Annotated in this window: 15 protein-coding genes; 10 read left to right on the top strand and 5 right to left on the bottom strand. The window is 64.2% G+C overall.

The window, feature by feature from the left end; all coding sequences use genetic code 11:
• Window positions 1–20: 20 nt before the first annotated feature.
• The 4 genes from RB548_RS17455 to hemC all read right to left on the bottom strand — a co-directional run bounded on the left by RB548_RS17455 (window position 21) and on the right by hemC (window position 4768).
• Window positions 21–1640: a heme biosynthesis protein HemY gene (locus RB548_RS17455; RefSeq protein ID WP_331372490.1), complete on the bottom strand. Its 1620-nt coding sequence runs from the start codon at window positions 1638–1640 to the stop codon at window positions 21–23.
• 19 nt (window positions 1641–1659) lie between these two features.
• Complete coding sequence (locus RB548_RS17450; protein WP_331372489.1) at window positions 1660–2910, bottom strand: COG4223 family protein; 1251 nt, start codon at window positions 2908–2910, stop codon at window positions 1660–1662.
• 210 nt (window positions 2911–3120) lie between these two features.
• Complete coding sequence (locus RB548_RS17445; RefSeq protein ID WP_331372488.1) at window positions 3121–3834, bottom strand: uroporphyrinogen-III synthase; 714 nt, start codon at window positions 3832–3834, stop codon at window positions 3121–3123.
• 4 nt (window positions 3835–3838) lie between these two features.
• Entirely contained in the window at window positions 3839–4768 is a 930-nt protein-coding gene (gene hemC / locus RB548_RS17440; RefSeq protein ID WP_331372487.1) for a hydroxymethylbilane synthase, read from the bottom strand.
• Window positions 4769–4944: 176 nt separating this feature from the next.
• On the opposite strand from hemC, the gene tsaD reads away from it, so the two are divergent.
• The 5 genes from tsaD to RB548_RS17415 all read left to right on the top strand — a co-directional run bounded on the left by tsaD (window position 4945) and on the right by RB548_RS17415 (window position 8569).
• A complete protein-coding gene (gene tsaD / locus RB548_RS17435; RefSeq protein WP_331372486.1) occupies window positions 4945–6039 on the top strand; it encodes a tRNA (adenosine(37)-N6)-threonylcarbamoyltransferase complex transferase subunit TsaD in 1095 nt (364 codons plus the stop codon).
• A gap of 8 nt (window positions 6040–6047) precedes the next feature.
• The gene (locus tag RB548_RS17430) at window positions 6048–7037 is read left to right on the top strand and encodes an NAD(P)H-dependent glycerol-3-phosphate dehydrogenase (RefSeq protein ID WP_331372485.1); all 990 of its coding nucleotides are present in this window, start codon (window positions 6048–6050) and stop codon (window positions 7035–7037) included.
• 66 nt (window positions 7038–7103) lie between these two features.
• On the top strand, window positions 7104–7397 hold the full coding sequence (locus tag RB548_RS17425; protein WP_331372484.1) for a YciI-like protein: 294 nt from the start codon (window positions 7104–7106) through the stop codon (window positions 7395–7397).
• A gap of 5 nt (window positions 7398–7402) precedes the next feature.
• The gene (locus RB548_RS17420; protein WP_331372483.1) at window positions 7403–7834 is read left to right on the top strand and encodes an EVE domain-containing protein; all 432 of its coding nucleotides are present in this window, start codon (window positions 7403–7405) and stop codon (window positions 7832–7834) included.
• 66 nt (window positions 7835–7900) lie between these two features.
• Window positions 7901–8569, top strand: a complete 669-nt coding sequence (locus RB548_RS17415) for a class I SAM-dependent methyltransferase (RefSeq protein WP_331375002.1) — start codon at window positions 7901–7903, stop codon at window positions 8567–8569.
• 59 nt (window positions 8570–8628) lie between these two features.
• On the opposite strand, the gene RB548_RS17410 is transcribed toward RB548_RS17415, so the two are convergent.
• Window positions 8629–9282: a hypothetical protein gene (locus tag RB548_RS17410; protein ID WP_331372482.1), complete on the bottom strand. Its 654-nt coding sequence runs from the start codon at window positions 9280–9282 to the stop codon at window positions 8629–8631.
• A gap of 306 nt (window positions 9283–9588) precedes the next feature.
• On the opposite strand from RB548_RS17410, the gene sdhC reads away from it, so the two are divergent.
• From sdhC to msrA, 5 genes are all read left to right on the top strand, one after another.
• A complete protein-coding gene (sdhC, locus tag RB548_RS17405) occupies window positions 9589–9984 on the top strand; it encodes a succinate dehydrogenase, cytochrome b556 subunit (RefSeq protein WP_331372481.1) in 396 nt (131 codons plus the stop codon).
• 11 nt (window positions 9985–9995) lie between these two features.
• Window positions 9996–10376, top strand: a complete 381-nt coding sequence (sdhD, locus tag RB548_RS17400) for a succinate dehydrogenase, hydrophobic membrane anchor protein (protein ID WP_331372480.1) — start codon at window positions 9996–9998, stop codon at window positions 10374–10376.
• A 7-nt stretch (window positions 10377–10383) separates the two neighbouring features.
• Window positions 10384–12225 (top strand): succinate dehydrogenase flavoprotein subunit, encoded by a 1842-nt coding sequence (gene sdhA, locus RB548_RS17395; RefSeq protein ID WP_331372479.1) that lies wholly within the window; start codon window positions 10384–10386, stop codon window positions 12223–12225.
• Between the two features lie 18 nt (window positions 12226–12243).
• A complete protein-coding gene (locus RB548_RS17390) occupies window positions 12244–13023 on the top strand; it encodes a succinate dehydrogenase iron-sulfur subunit (RefSeq protein ID WP_283962062.1) in 780 nt (259 codons plus the stop codon).
• Between the two features lie 259 nt (window positions 13024–13282).
• Window positions 13283–13879, top strand: a complete 597-nt coding sequence (gene msrA, locus RB548_RS17385; RefSeq protein WP_331372478.1) for a peptide-methionine (S)-S-oxide reductase MsrA — start codon at window positions 13283–13285, stop codon at window positions 13877–13879.
• Window positions 13880–13960: the final 81 nt, after the last annotated feature.

The raw sequence follows: 13960 nt of genomic DNA, 5'->3' as shown, positions 1-13960 counted from the left end.
TTGTCCACAGCCTTCGAAGTTCAAAAAAGTCGGAAGCCTGCCTTGTCCGACGCCTTTTCGCCGGCCGTCGCCTCGCGAACGCCGGGATCGTCCGGCGGCCGGCCAAAGAAGGGAGCCGGTTCTTCCTCGGCGGTCTCTTCCTTCTTCTTTGCAGGAGAGGGGGCAGCTTCCTTCCTCTCCGGAACCTTGATCATTGTCTCACGCTCGGCTTCCAGAACAACTGCAGCAGTTGCAGCCGCCGGTGCCGGTTCGGGCGTCGCGCGCGCTGCCACGTGCTGGGCGGTCGCGACTGGCGGAAGGCTGCGGATCGCTTCGTCGGCGCTCGGGTGAGCATCTTCGAGCTTGTCGGAGAGCTGCAAGGCGGGCGCCTTCCATTCGAAGGCGTCGAGCCTGCCGCTGACCGGCGATACCGGCAGCCACGACGGCGAGGTGACGCCATCGGCGGTCCAGGCCGGATCGCGCGGACTGCGCAGCGCCTGCGCCATCCAATGGCGGATACGGCCCTCGTCGCCGGTGTCCGCCTCCTCGATATCGGCGAGCAGCAGGAAGATGCTTTCCGTCGGCTCGAGTCGCGCGGCAGCCTCCGCCTTGGTACGGGCAAGCGGCAGTTCGCGTGCTTCGAGCGCGGCCTCCGCGACTGCTGACAGCGCGACCGCATTGTTGCTGCGGATCGATTCGAGCTTCTTCGCACGCTTCAAACGGTCGAGGGCGGAATCGCCTCCGCGCGCTCTGACGTAGAGCCCTGCCACGTCCGGATGCGGTTGCTGCTTCCACATCCTTTCGAGAATCCCCGTGCCCTTGCGCAGATTGTCTTCGCGGAACAGGGCCTTGGCCGTTACCAGCGCCGCCGGCACCAGGCTGTCGTCGAGTTTCAGCGCGGCAAGGCCGTCGTCGCGCGCCGCTTTCGGGTCAGCATCGAGCTTCGCCATCGCGCGGGCAGTGAGAAGCACGGCCTTCTTCCGGTCCGCCTGCTTGCGGTCGAGGATATTGGCGGTGCGGCTCTGGTCGAGAAGGCGGATCGCCTCGTCCCATTGTCCTGCCTGGCTGCGGTGATCCAGCGTCGCCAGCGTTGCCCATGGCAGGTGCGGCGCCTTCTCCGCGGCGCGCTCCGCATATTGCCGGGCAGCCTCGTTGGCGCCGAGCCGCTTGGCTTCGAGGAACAGGCCGCGCAGGCCGAGCTCCCGCGTTTCGGGATCGTCGGCCATCAGCTCGAATTTCTTGCGCGCGTCGTCGTACTTGCCTTCGATCAGCGCGGTCTGGGCCTCGAGCAGGTGGATGAGCGGCTCCTGGTCGGCGCTGATCAGGCCCCGGCTTCGCGCCGACATTTTGCGGGCAAGATTGGCATCACCGGCACCGGCGGCGATCAGCCCCGTCGAGAGCGCCTGGTAGCCGCGATCACGCTTGCGGGCGCGGAAATAGCGCGTGACGGTATAGGGCGACATCCAGATCGTGCGGAGCATCCAGACCGCAATCAGGACGGCAGCGAAGAGCGAGATAAGAATGGACGCGGCGCGCATCAGGGTCATTTCGATGCGCTGTCCCTGCCAGATCAGCGACAGTTCCCCCGGTCGATCGGCAAGCCACGCAAAGCCGAGACCGAGACACAGCACGAAAAGGATGAAGAACAATATACGGATCATCTATTCCTCTTCCCTCCTGCTAGCCGGCGGTGCCGGTACGCGTCATGGTCTGCGCCACGGCAGCATCGATGGCGGCCTCGACGCGCAGGCGCTGGTCGAGTTCCGCCTTGAAATCCGCCCCGGCCGATTTCGCCGGTTCGGGAAGGCCGCCCCACTCCAACGATGCGCCCTTGAGGTCGCCATTGTTGAGCTTGTCCTCGATCCGCGCGATGACGGCTTCCGGCGTGTCGCCTTCGACGCTGCCGACCGGCCGGATGCGGATGCCAGACATGGCGCTTGAGACGAGGCGAGCGAAAATGCCCTCGTTCGGGTCGGGCTGGTTGAGCTGATCGAGCATCGCGTCTGCCGTTTGCGGGAAAGCGGCGCGAAGGTCGGTCCGCGTCGCGACCCCGGTTGCGGCGTCCTCAGCCAGATCCTTCACCGTCGCGTCGTCGGGCGCAATGCTGCGCAGCGCGTCAAGCTCGGCCAGGAAGGGCCCGCCGCGATCGATCGCTGTCTCCAGCGCGGTGACGGCGACGGCCTTCGCCATCTCTATGTCGTTGACCGGTTCGTTGAGCTTTTGTTCCGCCTGGTCGATGCGTCCTGCCAGCTCGGCCTTGGCGGCGGCTGCCGATTGCTCGGCATCGGCGAGGCTGGCTTTCAGCCCGGCGACCTCCTTGGTCAGATTGGCGACTTCCGCTTGAAGCGCGGTGATCTGCGGCGCGCTCGCACTATCTGCGCCCGGCTGCTTGGCTGCCTCTTCCAGCGCCGCAAGACGGTTCTCCAGCGGGGCGACGTTCACGGCCGGCGCCGATTGCGATGCGATCTGGGTCTTGATTGCCTCGATTTCGCTCGCGAGGCCCTGGTCGAGGGCGGCATTGCCGCGATCGGGACCGAGCGCCGGAATGTAGCCGGCATATTGCAGCACGCCGGCGCCGAGCAGCGTCACCAGACCGCCGAGAATACCGGCCGCGAGTGCACCCGCGCTCGTCGCCCGTCGCTGCTGTGCCGGCCCTCCCATCGTCCCGTTGCTCAGGTGCGGCGGCTCTTCGTCGAAGGCGGCCGCGGCGGCATCGGCGCGCTCCTCCTCCGTCTGTTCCTTCGCGTCGGCGGAGTCCGCCGCGTTTTCGCTTTCTGCCTGGTTCGCCGAAATCTCCGCGGGCTCGTCGGTGACCGATTCCTGGCTTGCGACAGATTCGGCTTCGTCGGTCGCCGTCTTTTCCGCCTGGAGGTCGATCGTCAGCGGTTCCTTCTCGGATTTCGAGCGGCGCGGCGGGTTTTCCGATACCATGGTGACCTCTTACCGTTGCATTGCCAGTCGGCCTATCAACACAAACCTAGTCAGGCGAACTCCCGAGGGAAAGCCCCCAACTCCGGTTTTTGCCGGAAATGCCGCCAGATGACCCGATCGAACGGCGCCGCGTGCGCGGAAAACCGCTGCCGGCTTTGCTGTTCACGCCTCGAACATGGTTGGCGCCCAGATAAGGCGTCGTGGGCAGGATCAAAGGAGCTTTAGAAGGTGCTCCTCGTCGGGCATTGCCGCGACTTCCGTCGCTGCGCCAGATGGCAAGGCGTCCGCTATCGATGCACTCAAGCAGAGATAGCGCGGGGAAACCGCCGCAGCGTGAAGTCCACTCTGCGAGAGCAGAGCGGCAAACTGCCGCGTCGTTTCACGTGAGTAGAGCAGTACGGCTTCGATCCGTCCCGCGCGCAGAAGACCGGAGAGTTCCTCCGGACGATGGTCGACTGGCGTCATCCGGTAGCATTCGACGGTGCGGTGATCGATGCCGCGCTGCCGCAGCGCCCGTTCGAGGCCATCGGAGCGTGGCGAACCGGCAAGATAGAGCAGCGGTTCGCGAGGCACCGCGCCGAACGAGGCCGCGATCGTTTCGGCGAGACCTTCGCCTGTCCCCGGTCCGACATGAATGTCGGTGAACCCGAGGTCCGAGGCGGCACGGCCGGTCGCCTCGCCGACGCAGAAGAGTGGTGTTTCCAGGTGCGGCTCAAGCGCGCCACCCAGCGCGGTCAGCACTCGGGTTGCTTCCGCGCTCGTCAGTGCGATGGCGCCATGGCCTTGTTTCAACGCGGTCTCGACAGCGGCAACAAGATGTTCTGCCTGCATCAGCGGCAGCATGATCGCCTCGTGGCCCATCGCCTCGAGCTTCAGCGCCGTCGCGGCAGCGGCCGGGCGCGGCCGAGTGACGAGCACGCGCATCGGCTCACGTCCAGCTCGAAAAGAATCCCGGCCCCGCCTTGGCGCGGATGTCTTCGCCCGCCTTCCGTCCGAGCTCGGTCGCCTCCGCCGCCTTGCCCTCGACGGCAATGCGATGGCAGGTTGCGCCATCCGGTGTCAGGATCATGCCGGAAAAGCGGATGTGCGTGCCGTCCGACTGGGCATGGCCGGCGATCGGCGTGCGGCAGGAGCCGTCGAGCGTCGCGAGAAAACCGCGCTCGCAGGAGACGGCCTCATGGGTGCGCGGATCGTCGACGGCGGCAAGAAGCGTGTTAACGCGCGTGTCGCCGACGCGGCTCTCGATACAGATCGCCCCTTGCGCCGGCGCCGGTGGGAACTCCTCCGGATCGAGCAATTCGGTCGGCACGTCGGTCATGCCGAGCCGCTTCAAGCCGGCATAGGCGAGCAGCGTGCCGTCGACCTGGCCTTCGGCGAGCTTACGCAGCCGCGTTTCGACCTGGCCGCGATAGGTGATTACGTTGATGTCGGGCCGGAGGCGCCGTATGAGCGCCTGACGACGCAGCGACGACGAGCCGACCGTGGCGCCGTGCGGCAGGTTGAGGAGCTTCGGCGCCGTCCGTCCGACAAAGGCGTCGCGAATGTCCTCGCGCGGCAGGAAGGCGGAGAGGAAGAGCCCGTCGGGCAGCTTCGTCGGCATGTCCTTCGACGAATGCACGGCGAAATCGAGGTCGCCCGACAAAAGCTGTTGCTCGAGTTCCTCGGTGAACAGGCCCTTGCCGCCGATTTCCGAAAGCGATCGGTCGGTGATCCGGTCCCCCTTGGTGGACAGGATCACGATCTCGAACATTTCCGGCGGCAGACCATGAGCGGCGACCAGTCGATCGCGCGTTTCATGCGTCTGGGCGAGCGCCAGCGGACTGCCGCGCGTGCCGATGCGGAAAGGTTTCGTTTGCATCCTTGGTCATCCATTGTTACTGCATGGTTCCTTAAATCGGGATCGATTTAAGGATAAAACCATGCAGCAGTTCAAAGCGTTACAGCGTCCTTTGTGCGTCTGAAAGACGCACGGCGCTGACACAAGTTCCGTGTACCCACCTTTCCGTGCGACCGCAATCTTTGAGTAGACCACATATGTCCGCGCCCCTGCGTATCCTCGGCATCGAAACAAGCTGCGACGAAACCGCGGCGTCCGTCGTGCTGCGCGATGCGGACGGCAGCGGCCGGATCCTCGGCGATGTCGTGCTCAGCCAGCTGGAAGAGCATAGCGCCTACGGCGGCGTCGTTCCGGAGATTGCTGCGCGCGCTCATGTCGAGGCGCTCGATACGCTGATCGAGGAGGCGCTGCTGCGTGCCGGCGTCAAGCTTCAGGACATCGACGCGATCGCTGCGACAAGTGGTCCCGGCCTGATCGGCGGACTGATCGTCGGGCTGATGACCGGCAAGGCGATCGCGCGGGCGACCGGCAAACCGCTTTATGCCGTCAACCACCTCGAAGGCCACGCGCTGACGGCGCGGCTCACCGATGGCCTCACCTTTCCCTATCTGATGCTGCTTGTCTCGGGCGGCCACACGCAATTGATCCTGGTGAAGGGGGTCGGCGACTACGAACGCTGGGGCACGACGATCGACGACGCGCTCGGCGAGGCCTTCGACAAGACCGCCAAGCTGCTCGGTCTCCCCTATCCGGGCGGCCCCGCGGTCGAGCGCGCGGCCCGAACGGGCGATCCCAAGCGCTTCGACTTTCCGCGCCCGCTCGTCGGCGACGCGCGGCTCGACTTTTCCTTCTCCGGCCTGAAGACGGCGGTGCGCCAGGCGGCGCAATCGCTGGAACCCGTGACGGAACAGGATATCTCCGACATCTGCGCGTCGTTCCAGCGCGCCATCTCGCGCACGCTCAAGGATCGTGTCGGACGGGGACTGAAGCGGTTCAAGGTGGAGTTCGCCACTGTTGAGGAACCTGCTCTGGTCGTCGCCGGCGGCGTTGCCGCCAATCAGGAGCTGCGGGCGACGCTTCAGGATCTTTGCGACCAGAGCGGCTTCCGCTTCGTGGCGCCGCCGCTTCAGCTTTGCACCGACAACGCCGCGATGATCGCCTGGGCCGGCGCCGAGCGGCTGGCGGCGGGACTGGCGGCGGATGGCCTCGACGTTGCGCCGCGCTCGCGTTGGCCGCTTGACAGCCAGGCGCAGGCATTGATCGGCTCCGGCAAGCGCGGCGCCAAGGCATGATGGACAAGATGAGCGAAAAACCGAAGATCGTCGTCGTTGGAGCCGGAGCCTTCGGGACCGCGCTCGCTGCCGTCGCGGCAGCGACCGGCAATGCCAAGGTGACATTGCTGGCCCGCCGACAGGAGACGGTCGAGGAATGCTACCGCACGCGCCGGAACGAGGCATTTCTGCCCGGCATTCCGCTTCCGGCGGGGCTTGCCTTTTCCTCCGATACCGCGACGCTCAGGGATTCCGATATCGTCCTCTTCGCCATGCCCTCGCAGGAGCATCGGGCGGCTGCCCGCAGCTACGGTGCTTGGATCGGCACCGATGCGACAATCGTCACCTGTGCCAAGGGCATGGAGCAATCGACCGGCCGGCTGCTGACCGATGTGCTCGACGAGGAATTGCCGGGTCACAGGATCGGTGTGCTGTCCGGTCCCGGCTTTGCCGCCGATATCGCCAAGGGCCTGCCGACCGCAATGGTCATTGCCGCGCGCGACAGCGAGACGGCGACGGAACTCGCGGAAACGCTCTCCGGCCGGACATTCCGGCTTTACCCCTCGGCGGACCGTGTCGGCGTACAGCTTGGCGGGGCGCTTAAAAACGTGCTGGCGATTGCCTGCGGCATCGTCGAAGGCGCGGGTCTTGGCGATTCGGCTCGCGCAGCGCTGATCTCCCGCGGCCTTGCGGAAATGTCGCGTTTCGTCGTTGCCCAAGGCGGTGAACCCGATACCGTGCGCGGGCTCTCCGGGCTCGGCGACCTCGTGCTGACGGCGACGAGCCATCAGTCGCGCAACCTGCGCTTCGGCATCGCGCTCGGCAAGGACGGGCCAGCAAGCGGACAGGGAGGGGAACTGGTCGAGGGCGCCTTTGCCGCGTCGGTCGCCGCCCGCGTCGCGCACGAATTGGGCGTCGACATGCCGATTACAGAGGCGGTCGCCGCCATCATCGACGGAAGGCTCGACGTCCGCACCGCCCTGGAGCAGCTGATGTCGCGGCCAATCACCCAGGAATGATCCGGCAGCGGGATGAAGCGGTCTTCCGCCGGCATCCCGCTCCGGTTGATAACGTCAGGAGGAACCATGCTCTTCGCACTTCTATGCACGGACAAGCCCGGCGGGCTGCAGCTCAGGCTGGATACGCGTCCCGATCACCTCGCCTATCTCAACGAGCTCAACGCCAAGGGCGTTCTCAAGATCGCCGGCCCCTTTCTCGGCGGGGACGGCAAGCCGACGGGAAGCCTGGTGATCGTCAGGGCCGAGACGCTCGAAGAGGCGAAGGCAATCGCCGAGGCCGATCCCTATGCCAAGGCGGGCCTGTTCTCGAATGTCGAGATCAAGGCCTACAACTGGGTCTTCAACAATCCGGAGGCATAAGCGCGATGGCTTTCTGGCTTTACAAATCCGAACCGGCCAAATGGTCCTGGCAGATGCAGAAGGACGCCGGTGAAAAGGGCACCGAGTGGACCGGTGTGCGCAACTACCTCGCCCGCAACAACATGCGGGCGATGCAGATCGGAGACAAGGGCTTCTTCTATCACTCCAACGAGGGCCTGGAGATCGTCGGCATCACCGAGGTCTGCGCGCTCTCGCATCCGGATTCGACCGCTGGAGGCGACGCCCGCTGGGACTGCGTCGATATCCGCGCCGTCATGGACATCCCGCGTCCGGTCTCCCTCAAGGAGGTCAAGGAAAACCCCAAGCTCGCCAAGATGGCGCTCGTGACCTCGATGCGGCTTTCGGTGCAGCCGGTCACCGATGACGAGTGGATCGAGGTCTGCCGCATGGGCGGGCTCGACAATCCGCCGAGGTAGTTTTTTCGCGTGATTTATCCGAAAACCGGCACCAACTTTTCGGATCACGCTCTGAGAGCCCTTGCATTGAAGACCGATCCCGAAAGCTTCATCCGCGCCAATACCGGTGTACTTACCCCGCCGCATGTGCCGGAAATCCGCCTGCGTCTTGCGAGCGAAGCGCATGACCTCTGGCTGAAGACGGAAGAGGAGTTGGAAGAGATCGGGCTGCCGCCGCCCTTCTGGGCCTTCGCCTGGGCAGGCGGGCAGGGGCTTGCGCGCTACGTTCTCGATCACTCGGAAACCGTGCGCGGCCGCCGCGTCGTCGATTTCGCCTCCGGCTCCGGCCTCGTCGCGATCGCGGCGATGAAGGCGGGCGCCTCTTCCGTCCTTGCCGTCGATATCGATCCCTGGGCAGAGACGGCGGTACGGTTGAATGCGGAATTGAACGGCGTCGAAATCGCATTCAGCGATCGGAACATCATCGGCGAGCCGAAGCTCGCCGATGTCTATCTCGCCGGCGACGTCTTCTATGACAAGGGCTTTGCCGATCTGCTTCGACCCTGGCTTGCCGGGCTGGCGAGGGCTGGCGCGATGGTACTCGTCGGCGACCCGGGGCGCGCCTATTGCCCGCGGCAGATGATGACGGCGCTCGCAACCTATGAAGTGCCGGTCACGCGAGCGCTCGAGGACAGCGAGGTGAAGCGCACGACCGTCTGGCGCTTCGAGCCGGCCGAAGCCGATGTCGCTCCTTGAAACTGCGCAGTTCCGGACGGAAGGCCGTCAAACGCTTTTCCGTTGTTGCTCGTACAGGCCTATGGCCGGATGACGCAGACGCCGTGCTCCCACGAGCAGACGCGGTCGTTCGGTTGGGGCGATACGACGATGATCTTCGCACGCTTCAGCGGCGGGGCGGGGTCGACCGCACCCTCTGTAAAATAGTTGTAGTCGCCGTACTGGCTGAAATAGATGCCGTTGCCCTCCTGCCGGAAGGCGGAAATGCCGCCGGCATAGGTTCCGATACCGGGCGTCACCGAAGGAAAGTCGTCGCCGCCATAGGACCCTATGCCGTTGTATGGCCCGAAGCCGTATCCGCCGCCGATCACGACTACACCATGGTCCCGGCGCCAATCACGCCCCGCGAAGCGCCTAAAGTGATGCTTCAGCCGCACGTGCCGGGTGCGGGTCTGAACGTCGGGCAGGCCCTGCGAAGTGAAGGCCGGGAAATCATCGATGCCGGACATGACGGAGCGGTGCCGGCGATGGCCGGCGAAAAACCGATGGCCGCGGTGCAATTTGCGAAAGCCATGATGGCCGAAGCCGTGTTTGAGCCTGACATGGCGCGTGCGGGTCTGGACGTCGCCAAAGCTCGCGCCGTTCGCCGCTGCCGCCGGCGCGCCGACAGGCATTGCCAGGGCGCAAGCCAGCACTAGAACTTTGGTCGCACCGACCACTCGCAACAGATTCATTCTGCCGTGCCCTCCGAGCCATCCTTAACAAATCGTTAATTCCATCCTGGGCCAGTTGCGGGCAAATGTCACGGATTTGCTTATGTTTTCTCGGCTTATCGTTAATTCGCTCCATGTCTCAGCGGGGCTGAAAAATGCCGTTTTTCGTCTAATCGATTTTATTCATTTTGCTCCGTAAGCATACTTGTCGTTAAGCCTTAGGGTGATTAAAGGTCCGAATGACTGAATTGCGCACAATCGTGTGCGATACCGGACTAAAGCGGTCTAGTTTTGGGCGCGGCATTCCGGTCACACCGTGAGGTTCCGATGACGAATGTCACAAGAAGCCGGCCGCTCTCGCCGCATCTTCAAATCTACAAACCTATCCCAACCATGGTGATGTCGATTGTGCATCGCATTACCGGCGGCGCCCTCTATTTCGGCACGATCCTCGTGGCCTGGTGGCTGATCGCCGCAGCCTCGGGTGCGGCCTATTACGATTGGGTCAGCTGGCTGTTCGGCACCTGGATCGGCAAGCTCGTCCTCTTCGGCTACACCTGGGCTCTCGTTCATCACATGCTCGGCGGCATCCGCCACTTCATCTGGGATCTCGGCTACGGCTACGAGAAGCATTTCGCGACAAAGATGGCCAAGGCGACGATCATCGGATCGGTTTGCTTGACGCTGCTGATCTGGGTGATCGGCTATCTGGTTCGGTACTGAGGGAACACGACATGGACATGCGCACACCTCTCGCCAAGGTTCGCGGCCTCGGCTCCGCCAAGGAGGGGACCGATCATTTCTGGCGCCAGCGCCTGACGGCGGTCGCGAACGTTCCGCTGCTGATCTTCTTCGCCTTCTTCGTGGCCCGCTATGCCGGCGCTCCCCATGCGGAGGTCGTCGCGGCGCTCTCCAATCCGTTCGTCGCGGTGATCATGGGTCTCGTTCTCCTTTCCGGTCTCACCCATATGAGGCTCGGCATGCAGGTGATCATCGAAGATTACGTGCATGCGGAAGGCATCAAGATCGCTCTTCTCATGCTCAACACATTTTTCGCGATCGCGATCGGCGGACTCTGTCTTTTCGCCATCCTGAAGATCGCTTTTGCAGGGTAATTTCGTCATGGCATCGAACAGTTCACCCGCTGCAAACGGCAGGGCTTACCAATATGTCGATCACGCCTTCGACGTCGTCGTCGTCGGCGCTGGCGGCGCGGGGCTCCGCGCGACCCTCGGCATGGCCGAACAGGGGCTCAAGACCGCCTGCATCACCAAGGTTTTCCCGACGCGTTCGCACACCGTCGCGGCCCAGGGCGGGATCGCGGCGTCGCTGCAGAACATGACGCCCGACAGCTGGCAATGGCATCTCTACGACACGGTCAAGGGGTCCGACTGGCTTGGCGACGTCGACGCCATGCAGTATCTCACCATGGAAGCGCCGAAGGCGGTCTATGAACTCGAACACTACGGCGTGCCGTTTTCGCGCAACGAGGAAGGCAAGATCTATCAGCGGCCCTTCGGCGGCCACATGCAGAATTACGGCGAAGGCCCGCCTGTGCAGCGCACCTGCGCGGTTGCCGACCGCACCGGCCACGCAATTCTGCACACGCTCTACGGCCAGTCGCTTCGGAACAACGCCGAATTCTTCATCGAATATTTCGCCATCGACCTGATCATGTCGGACGACGGGCGCTGCACCGGCGTCGTCGCCTGGAACCTCGACGACGGCACGATCCACCGCTTCTCGGCGAAGATGGTGGTGCTGGCGACCGGCGGCTATGGCCGCGCCTATTTCTCGGCGACGTCGGCGCATACCTGCACCGGCGACGGCGGCGGCATGATCGCCCGCGCCGGCCTGCCACTCCAGGACATGGAGTTCGTGCAGTTCCATCCGACCGGCATCTACGGCTCCGGATGCCTGATCACCGAAGGCGCGCGCGGCGAAGGCGGTTATCTCGTCAATTCGGAAGGCGAGCGTTTCATGGAGCGTTATGCCCCGTCCGCCAAGGATCTCGCCTCGCGCGACGTCGTCTCGCGCTGCATGACGCTGGAAATCCGCGAAGGCCGCGGCGTCGGCAAGAACAAGGACCACATCTTCCTGCACCTCGACCATCTCGATCCGGCCGTGCTGCATGAGCGCCTGCCGGGCATTTCCGAGAGCGCGAAGATCTTTGCCGGCGTCGACGTCACCCGCGAGCCGATCCCGGTGCTGCCGACCGTCCACTACAACATGGGCGGGATTCCGACCAACTATTGGGGCGAGGTCCTGAACGCCGACGGCCAGAACCCCGAGCGCATCGCGCCCGGCCTGATGGCAGTCGGCGAAGCGGGCTGCGCCTCGGTTCACGGCGCAAACCGCCTCGGTTCCAACTCGCTGATCGACCTCGTCGTCTTCGGTCGCGCCGCGGCGATCCGCGCCGGCCAGATCATCGACCGCAACGAATCGATGCCGGCGCTCAACACCGCTGCCTGCGACCGCATCGTCGAGCGCTTCGACCGCCTGCGTCACGCCAATGGCAGGACCCCGACGGCAGTGCTGCGCGAGAAGATGCAGCGCGCCATGCAGGAGGACGCCGCCGTCTTCCGCACGCAGGAATCGCTCGAATCCGGCTGCCGCCGGCTCTCGGAAATCTGGAAGGAACTTTCCGACGTCAAGGTCACCGACCGCTCGATGATCTGGAACTCCGACCTTGTCGAAACGCTGGAGCTGGAAAACCTGATGGCCAATGCCATCACGACCATCTACGGCGCCGAGGCACGCAAGGAGAGCCGTGGGTCGCATGCGCGCGAGGATTACACCGAAGGCCCGTTCGGGGGGCGCGACGACGTCAACTGGCGCAAGCATACGCTTGCCTGGATCAACGAGGCCGGCGATGTCCGGCTCGACTACCGCCCGGTTCACACCGACCTGATCGCCGAGGGCATCGATCCGATGAAGATCGCCCCGAAGGCGCGCGTGTACTGATCTCGAGGACTAAGGCACATGGTTGAACTCGCACTTCCCAAGAACTCGCAGGTCAACGAAGGCAAGGTCTGGCCGAAGCCGGTCGGCGCGACGAACCTGCGCGAATACCGCGTCTATCGCTGGAATCCGGACGACGGCAAGAACCCGCGCGTCGACACCTACTATATCGACATCGACGACTGCGGTCCGATGGTGCTCGACGGCCTGCTCTACATCAAGAACAAGATCGACCCGACGCTGACGCTGCGTCGCTCCTGTCGCGAGGGCATCTGCGGCTCCTGCGCGATGAACATCGACGGCACCAACACGCTCGCCTGCACCAAGGGCATGGACGAGATCAAGGGAACGGTGAAGATCTACCCGCTGCCGCATATGCCGGTGGTCAAGGATCTGGTGCCGGATCTCACCAATTTCTATGCCCAGCACCGCTCGATCGAGCCCTGGCTGAAGACCGTTTCGCCGACGCCGGCCAAGGAATGGAAGCAGAGCCACGAGGACCGCCTGAAGCTCGACGGCCTCTACGAGTGCATCCTTTGCGCCTGCTGCTCGACCTCCTGTCCGAGCTACTGGTGGAACGGCGACCGCTATCTCGGCCCGGCCGTTCTCTTGCAGGCCTATCGCTGGCTGATCGATAGCCGCGACGAGGCGACCGGCGAGCGGCTCGACAATCTCGAGGATCCGTTCCGGCTCTACCGCTGCCACACGATCATGAACTGCGCCCAGGCCTGTCCGAAGGGTCTCAACCCGGCCAAGGCGATCGGCGAAATCAAGAAGATGCTGGTCGAGCGCAGGGTCTAGTTCCGACTTTTTGCCGGTCACGGCTTCGACGGCGGGGCTTTCCGGCCCGCCGTCAGATCTCGATGGTTGGGTCGAATCGACCCAAAATCATAAGCGTGATCGGCACTAATAAAGTTAGAGCGGGATGCGGGCGGAAAACCGCGCACACTTTTCCTCATCCCGCTCTGGCGTATTTCACGAACTTCACGGCCCCGTGTCGGCATTTGATTTTGAAACTTTCGGCGGTCCTCATAGCTTTAGGTGGGGATCGGAGATTGCGATGAATCATTTGTTGTTTGCACTTGCCGCCGGGTGCTTGCTGACCTTGCCGGCGCGGGCGGCCGAGCCGCAGTTTGCGCTGTTTGCCGGCGGCTGTTTCTGGTGCGTCGAGACCGATTTCGACGGAGTGCCGGGCGTTCTCGAGACGATCTCGGGCTATGCCGGTGGCACGAGCGCCAATCCGACCTATGAAGATTACGTGAGCGGCGGCCATCGCGAGGTCGTCCGCATCAAGTTCGATCCGGACAGGGTTGCCTATTCGACACTTGTCTCGGTGCTGTTCCACACGACCGATCCGACGGACGGCGGCGGCCAGTTCTGCGATCGCGGCTTTGCCTACTCGACCGCGATCTACGCGCTTGACGAGCGGCAGGCGATGGACGCGAAGGCGGGAAAGATCAAGGCCGAGGCCGAACTCGGAAAGCCGATCGTCACGCCGGTCGAGGGTGCCGCAAAGTTCTGGCCGGCCGAGGACTATCATCAGGACTTCGGCGCCCGAAACCCGATCCGCTACTGGTACTACAGGAACGGCTGCGGCAGGAACCGGACGGTCGAGGCGCTCTGGGGCGACCGCGCCTATGCCGGCGTCAATCACTGATTGTATTTGCGCCGCCCGGCCTTGCGGCATTTTCGGCGTCGAGGGAACCTAGAGTGCACCCATGCGCCCCGGCGTTTCAAT

The organism is Sinorhizobium chiapasense (assembly GCF_036488675.1).
Lineage (GTDB): Bacteria > Pseudomonadota > Alphaproteobacteria > Rhizobiales > Rhizobiaceae > Sinorhizobium > Sinorhizobium chiapasense.
The sequence above is the reverse complement of the archived record's forward strand: the minus strand, read 5'-3'. Positions and strand labels throughout refer to the sequence as shown.

Excerpts from the sequence above, each read along its gene's own strand:
- RB548_RS17430 (WP_331372485.1), top strand. The coding sequence starts at position 6,048 with ATGAGCGAAAAACCGAAGATCGTCGTCGTTGGAGCCGGAGCCTTCGGG.
- RB548_RS17445 (WP_331372488.1), bottom strand. The coding sequence starts at position 3,834 with ATGCGCGTGCTCGTCACTCGGCCGCGCCCGGCCGCTGCCGCGACGGCG.
- RB548_RS17450 (WP_331372489.1), bottom strand. The coding sequence starts at position 2,910 with ATGGTATCGGAAAACCCGCCGCGCCGCTCGAAATCCGAGAAGGAACCG.
- sdhC (WP_331372481.1), top strand. The coding sequence starts at position 9,589 with ATGACGAATGTCACAAGAAGCCGGCCGCTCTCGCCGCATCTTCAAATC.
- RB548_RS17410 (WP_331372482.1), bottom strand. The coding sequence starts at position 9,282 with ATGAATCTGTTGCGAGTGGTCGGTGCGACCAAAGTTCTAGTGCTGGCT.
- RB548_RS17455 (WP_331372490.1), bottom strand. The coding sequence starts at position 1,640 with ATGATCCGTATATTGTTCTTCATCCTTTTCGTGCTGTGTCTCGGTCTC.
- msrA (WP_331372478.1), top strand. The coding sequence starts at position 13,283 with ATGAATCATTTGTTGTTTGCACTTGCCGCCGGGTGCTTGCTGACCTTG.
- sdhD (WP_331372480.1), top strand. The coding sequence starts at position 9,996 with ATGGACATGCGCACACCTCTCGCCAAGGTTCGCGGCCTCGGCTCCGCC.
- RB548_RS17390 (WP_283962062.1), top strand. The coding sequence starts at position 12,244 with ATGGTTGAACTCGCACTTCCCAAGAACTCGCAGGTCAACGAAGGCAAG.
- sdhA (WP_331372479.1), top strand. The coding sequence starts at position 10,384 with ATGGCATCGAACAGTTCACCCGCTGCAAACGGCAGGGCTTACCAATAT.
- RB548_RS17420 (WP_331372483.1), top strand. The coding sequence starts at position 7,403 with ATGGCTTTCTGGCTTTACAAATCCGAACCGGCCAAATGGTCCTGGCAG.
- tsaD (WP_331372486.1), top strand. The coding sequence starts at position 4,945 with ATGTCCGCGCCCCTGCGTATCCTCGGCATCGAAACAAGCTGCGACGAA.
- hemC (WP_331372487.1), bottom strand. The coding sequence starts at position 4,768 with ATGCAAACGAAACCTTTCCGCATCGGCACGCGCGGCAGTCCGCTGGCG.
- RB548_RS17425 (WP_331372484.1), top strand. The coding sequence starts at position 7,104 with ATGCTCTTCGCACTTCTATGCACGGACAAGCCCGGCGGGCTGCAGCTC.